The sequence below is a fragment of the Streptomyces sp. genome (assembly GCF_031178505.1).
GTDB lineage: Bacteria > Actinomycetota > Actinomycetes > Streptomycetales > Streptomycetaceae > Streptomyces > Streptomyces gulbargensis.
Window position 1 is genome coordinate 1 of sequence record NZ_JAPSIW010000498.1, and the last position, 5,338, is coordinate 5,338.

At 73.3% G+C, this 5,338-nt stretch carries 7 protein-coding genes; 3 read left to right on the forward strand and 4 right to left on the reverse strand.

The features are described 5' to 3' along the window. The 3 genes from RIF68_RS26240 to RIF68_RS26250 all read left to right on the forward strand — a co-directional run. On the forward strand, nucleotides 1-848 hold an 848-nt coding region (locus tag RIF68_RS26240), incomplete at its 5' end, for a proton-conducting transporter membrane subunit (protein WP_309053770.1). 151 nt (nucleotides 849-999) lie between these two features. Beyond that, complete coding sequence (htpX, locus tag RIF68_RS26245) at nucleotides 1,000-1,863, forward strand: zinc metalloprotease HtpX (RefSeq protein WP_309053771.1); 864 nt, start codon at nucleotides 1,000-1,002, stop codon at nucleotides 1,861-1,863. Continuing rightward, on the forward strand, nucleotides 1,860-2,252 hold the full coding sequence (locus RIF68_RS26250; protein WP_309053772.1) for a YccF domain-containing protein: 393 nt from the start codon (nucleotides 1,860-1,862) through the stop codon (nucleotides 2,250-2,252). Before htpX ends, RIF68_RS26250 begins: the two co-directional genes overlap by 4 nt. 35 nt (nucleotides 2,253-2,287) lie before the next feature. Here the strand turns inward: RIF68_RS26250 and RIF68_RS26255 are convergent, their stop codons facing one another. From RIF68_RS26255 to RIF68_RS26270, 4 genes are all read right to left on the reverse strand, one after another. Continuing rightward, on the reverse strand, nucleotides 2,288-3,526 hold the full coding sequence (locus RIF68_RS26255) for an amino acid permease (RefSeq protein WP_309053773.1): 1,239 nt from the start codon (nucleotides 3,524-3,526) through the stop codon (nucleotides 2,288-2,290). A 9-nt stretch (nucleotides 3,527-3,535) separates the two neighbouring features. Further along, a complete protein-coding gene (locus RIF68_RS26260) occupies nucleotides 3,536-4,165 on the reverse strand; it encodes an alpha-ketoglutarate-dependent dioxygenase AlkB (RefSeq protein WP_309053774.1) in 630 nt (209 codons plus the stop codon). Beyond that, nucleotides 4,162-4,665 carry a methylated-DNA--[protein]-cysteine S-methyltransferase gene (locus RIF68_RS26265; RefSeq protein WP_309053775.1) on the reverse strand — a complete coding sequence of 168 codons (504 nt, stop codon included), beginning with the start codon at nucleotides 4,663-4,665 and terminating at the stop codon, nucleotides 4,162-4,164. Before RIF68_RS26265 ends, RIF68_RS26260 begins: the two co-directional genes overlap by 4 nt. Before the next feature lie 281 nt (nucleotides 4,666-4,946). After that, a partial coding sequence (locus RIF68_RS26270; protein ID WP_309053776.1) for a YajQ family cyclic di-GMP-binding protein occupies nucleotides 4,947-5,338 on the reverse strand: 392 nt, incomplete at its 5' end.

Below are 5,338 nucleotides of genomic sequence, written 5' to 3' on the forward strand. Positions count from 1 at the left end.
CCGTGCCCTTCCACTTCTGGGTCCCCGACACCTACGTCGGCGCGCCGCTGCCGGTCGCCGCCTACCTGTCCGTCGTCGGCAAGGCCGTCGGCTTCACCGGCCTCATCCTGGTCACCGTCGTCGCCTTCCCCTCGCACGCCGACATCTGGGGCCCGGCCCTCGCCGTCCTGGCCGCGCTCACCATGACCGCAGGCAACGTCGCCGCCCTGCGCCAGGTCTCCACGCGCGCGTGGAGCGCGGTACGGCTCCTCGCCTGGTCCTCCGTGGCCCAGGCCGGCTACCTCCTGGTGCCGATCGCCGCCGCCGCGTACTCCAGCGACGACCAGATCGGTGCCACCGTCGCGTACGCCCTCATGTACGCCGTCGTGAACCTCGGCGCCTTCGCCGTCGTCGCGCTCGTCGCCCGCAGCCATCCCGGGAACCGGCTGACCGACTACCGGGGCCTGTACGCCACCAGCCCCGCCGCCGCCCTCGCCCTCGCCTTCTTCCTGCTGAACCTGGCCGGGCTGCCGCCGGGCATCATCGGCCTCTTCGCCAAGGTGACCGTCTTCTCGGCGGCCGTCGACGCGGGCCTCGGCTGGCTGGCCGTGATCATGGGCCTCAACGTCGTCATCGGCCTGTACTACTACCTGCGCTGGACGGCCCTGCTGTTCCGCCCGGCCCCGGAGACCGCCCCGGCACCGGAGACCGCCCCCGCACCGGAGGCGGAAGCTCCCGTACCGGTCCTCCGCCGCGCCCCGGCCTCCCTCCCCGTCACCGCCGCCATCGTGCTCACCGCCGCCGCCGGAGCCGTCCTCTCCGGTTACCCGCAGCTCGCCCTCCGGTTCGCGGCGGCCGGCCTCTTCTGAGGCCCTCACCCGCACGGAGCAGCCCCGCCCCGGTGCGGCCGGGGGAACCGCAGCCTCTCGCCTGGCGTTCACCAGTACGGGAGGGTCCACTGGACCAGTGGGCCACCACGAAGCGAAGGGTTCCCCTGCCGCACCACCTGGAGGGCGTACCGTGCACCGCCGGCACAACGGGCTGAGGACCGCCGTACTCCTCGGAGGGCTCTCCGCCCTCATCATCGTCATCGGTGGCCTCTTCGGACGTACGGGCCTGGTCGTCGCGGTTCTCGTGGCGCTCGGAACCAACGCGTACGCCTACTGGAACAGCGACAAGCTGGCGCTGCGGGCCATGCGCGCCCGCCCGGTGAGCGAGTTCGAGGCCCCCGGCCTCTACCGGATCGTGCGGGAGCTCTCCACCCAGGCCCGCCGGCCCATGCCCCGGCTCTACATCTCACCCACCCAGGCGCCCAACGCCTTCGCCACCGGCCGCAACCCGCGCAACGCCGCCGTCTGCTGCACCGAGGGCATCCTCGCCCTCCTCGACGAACGCGAACTGCGCGGGGTCATCGGCCACGAGCTGAGCCACGTCCACAACCGCGACATCCTCATCTCCTCGGTGGCCGGAGCCCTCGCCTCCGTGATCATGTTCCTGGTCAACTTCGCCTGGCTGATCCCCGTCGGCCGCTCCAGCGACGACGACGGCCCCGGCCTCCTCGGCATGCTCCTGATCATGATCCTCGGCCCGGTGGCGGCCTCCGTCATCCAGCTCGCCATCTCCCGCTCCCGGGAGTACGAGGCCGACGCCTCCGGCGCCCAGCTCACCGGCGACCCGCTCGCCCTCGCGAGCGCCCTGCGCAAACTGGAGGCGGGCACCAAGCAGCTTCCCCTGCCTCCCGAACCCAAGATCGAGACGGCCAGCCACATGATGATCGCCAACCCGTTCCGGCCCGGCCAGGGCCTCGCCCGGATGTTCTCCACCCACCCGCCCATGGCCGAGCGGATCACCCGGCTCGAACAGATGGCGGGGCGACGCCCGTGAAGACCGTCCTCAACGTGATCTGGCTGGTCCTCTCCGGCTTCTGGCTGTTCCTCGGCTACCTCGCCGCCGGCGCCCTGCTGTGCGTCACGATCATCGGCATCCCCTTCGGCCTCGCCGCCTTCCGCATCGGCCTCTACGCCCTGTGGCCCTTCGGCCACACCGTCGTCGACAAGCCCGGCGCCGGAGCCGCCTCCTGCGCCGGCAACGTCCTGTGGCTGATCCTCGCCGGCTGGTGGCTCGCCCTCGGCCACGTCGTCACCGGCATCGCCCTCTGCGTCACGGTCATCGGCATCCCCCTCGGACTCGCCAACTTCAAGCTCATCCCCGTCTCCCTGCTCCCCCTCGGCAAGGAGATCGTGCCCACGGACCAGCCCTTCACGGCCCGCTGACGCACCCTCCCCCGCGACGCGGGGGGCGTCGGGCCTCAGGCCCTCGGCGGTACGGGCCGTCCCCGGCCGACCGCGTACGCCACCACGCCCAGCGCGACCACCCCGGCCCCCGCCAGGACCGAGCCCAGCGGCAGCGAGAGCGCGAGCGCCGCGCAGCCGACGAGCCCCAGGAAGGCGAGCGGCCGGGCCCGGCCGCCCAGCGTCCAGGCGGAGGCGTTCGCGATCCCGTAGTAGACCAGCACACCGAAGGACGAGAAACCGATCGCCCCCCGCACGTCGGCCGTCGCCGCCACCACGGCCACCACCGCGCCCACCGCGAGCTCCGCCCGGTGCGGCACCTGGAAACGGGGGTGCACGGCCGCCAGACCCGCCGGCAGGTAGCCGTCCCTGGCCATCGCGAAGGTCGTCCGGGACACCCCGAGGATCAGCGAGAGCAGCGAGCCGAGCGCGGCCACGGCCGCGCCCACCGTCACCACCGGCACCAGCCACGACGCGTCCGCCGCCCGGGCCGCGTCCGCCAGCGGGGCGGCCGAACCGGCCAGCGCGGCCGGTCCGAGGACGGTGAGCACGGCGACGGCGACGGCCGCGTACACGGCGAGCGTGATGCCCAGCGCCAGCGGCACCGCACGCGGGATCGTCCGGGCCGGATCGCGGACCTCCTCCCCGAGCGTGGCGATCCGCGCGTACCCCGCGAAAGCGAAGAAGAGCAAACCCGCGGCCTGCAACAGCCCGCCCGCCGTGACCTGCCCGCCGAACGGCTCGCCCTCGCTCGCGCCATCCCCGAACGACACCACGGCCACCGCCGCGAGCACCGCCAGGACCACCGCCACGATCACCCGCGTGAGCAGCGCCGACTTCTGAACACCCCCGTAATTGGCGGCCGTCAGGGCCACCACGGCGGCCACCGCCACCGCGTGCGCCTGCCCCGGCCACACGTACGCGCCGACGGCCAGGGCCATCGCCGCGCACGAGGCCGTCTTGCCGACCACGAAGGCCCAGCCGGCCAGGTGCCCCCAGAAGGGGCCGAGGCGTTCGCGACCGTACACGTAGGTGCCGCCCGAGGCGGGGTAAAGGGCCGCGAGCCGGGCCGAGGCCATGGCGTTGCAGTACGCGACGAGGGCGGCCAGTCCGAGGGCCTGGAGCAGTCCCGCTCCCGATCCGGCCGCCCCCGCGGCCGGCCCGAGCGCGACGAAGATCCCCGCCCCGATCATCGAGCCGAGGCCGATCACGACCGCGTCGAAGAGGCCGAGGGACCGGCGCAGTTCGGATGTCATGCGCACAGCCTAGAAGCTGAGCCCGGTCTCCCTGAGCGTGATGTTCAACCGGCCGTTCAGCCCCAGCGCCGGATCGGCCGTTCCCGGAAACACCGTGGGCACGCCGTGGAAGGCCCGCCGCGACGGACCGCCGAAGACGAACAGGTCACCCGAGGCCAGCTCCACGTCCGTCCACGGCCTCCCGCGCCCCTCCGCGTTGCCGAACCGGAAGACGCACCGGTCCCCGAGGCTCAGCGACACCACCGGCGCCGCCGACCGCTCCTCCCGGTCCTGGTGCATGCCCATCCGCGCCCCGGTCCCGTAGAAGTTCACCAGCGCGGTGTCCGGCGCGAACCCGCCGTCGTCCCCGTAGGCCTCCGCCACCGCGGCCCGCCCCAGGGCCGCCAGCCACTCCGGCAGCGCGACCGCCACCGCCTCCAGATAGCGGTACGGCACCCACCGCCGCCCCAGGCACAGCGAGCGCACCGACATCACACCCCCGCCCGGCAGCACGGTCCGCTCGTACGCCACGGGCCCGCGCCCCCATTCCCGGCAGGCCTCCACCAGCTCCCGCTGCCGCTCGAGGGGAAGCCAGTCCGGTACGTGCACCGCTCCGGGCGCCACCTCGGCCCGCTCGCGCGGAAAGAGCCCCTCCGTCACACCGGCGCACCCTCCAGCCCCAGGAGCCGCTGCTTGCGCTCCAGCCCCGCCGCGTACCCGCGCAGACTCCCGTCCGCCCCGATCACCCGGTGACAGGGCCGCACCACCAGCAGCGGATTCCGCCCGATGGCCGTCCCCACGGCCCGCACCCCGGCCCCCGCCGCACCGACCCGCCGGGCGATCTCCCCGTAGCTGACGGTCGCCCCGTACGGGATCTCCTCCAGCGCCCGCCAGACGCGCCGCTGGAACTCCGTCCCCGCGTCCGCGTACGGGATCTCGAACCGGTCCCGCCGCCCCGCGAAGTACTCCTCCAGCTGCCCCACGGTCTCCCCGAAGGCCTCCGGCGCGTGCGTCCAGCCCTCCAGGACCGTGGCCCCGCCCTTCTGCCCGGGCAGCGACAGCGAGCGCAGCGCGGTACGGCCCCCCGGCGCGAGCTGCCCGACGAGCAGCATCTCCCCCAGGGGGCCGTCGGCGTACGCGTACACGGTGATGTCGGTCATGCCTCCAGTGTGCGAGCCCCGACGACACCCCGGCTGGCGGATTTCGGACACCACCCTCACCGCGAGGGTCCAGCTCCGCCGGGTCGAGACCCAGCGCCGCGCGGACCTCCTCATGGAGCACGACGTAGGCCATGATCCGCTCGTCACCGACAGCGCGGCCCGGGCGGAACCGCCACCGGACTCGTCCGACGGCGCGGACCGGCGAGGGCGGCCGGCGAAACGGTCCCCGGCCGGACGCCCCCGTCGCGCCGGCCGGCGGCGCCGCCGCGGTCAGGCCCGGATCAGCGGTAGTTCACGAACTGCAGCGCGAAGTCGAAGTCCTGGTTCTTCAGCAGCGCGATCACGGCCTGCAGGTCGTCCCGGCTCTTGGAGCTGACCCGCAGCTCGTCGCCCTGCACCTGCGCCTTGACGCCCTTCGGGCCCTCGTCGCGGATGACCTTCGAGACCTTCTTCGCGTTCTCCTGCGAGATGCCCTCCTGGATGGAGGCGAACAGCTTGTACTCCTTGCCGGACAGCTGCGGCTCGCCCTCCACGTCCAGCGACTTAAGCGAGATCCCGCGCTTGATCAGCTTGGACTGGAAGATGTCGAGGATCGCCTTCACGCGCTCCTCACCACTCGCCTGCATCAGGATCTTCTCGCCCGACCACTCGATCTTGGCGTTGGTCCCCTTGA

Bases quoted from the DNA above. Each gene is read 5' to 3' on its own strand.
- RIF68_RS26255 (WP_309053773.1), bottom strand. From the start codon at position 3,526: ATGACATCCGAACTGCGCCGGTCCCTCGGCCTCTTCGACGCGGTCGTG.
- RIF68_RS26265 (WP_309053775.1), bottom strand. From the start codon at position 4,665: ATGACCGACATCACCGTGTACGCGTACGCCGACGGCCCCCTGGGGGAG.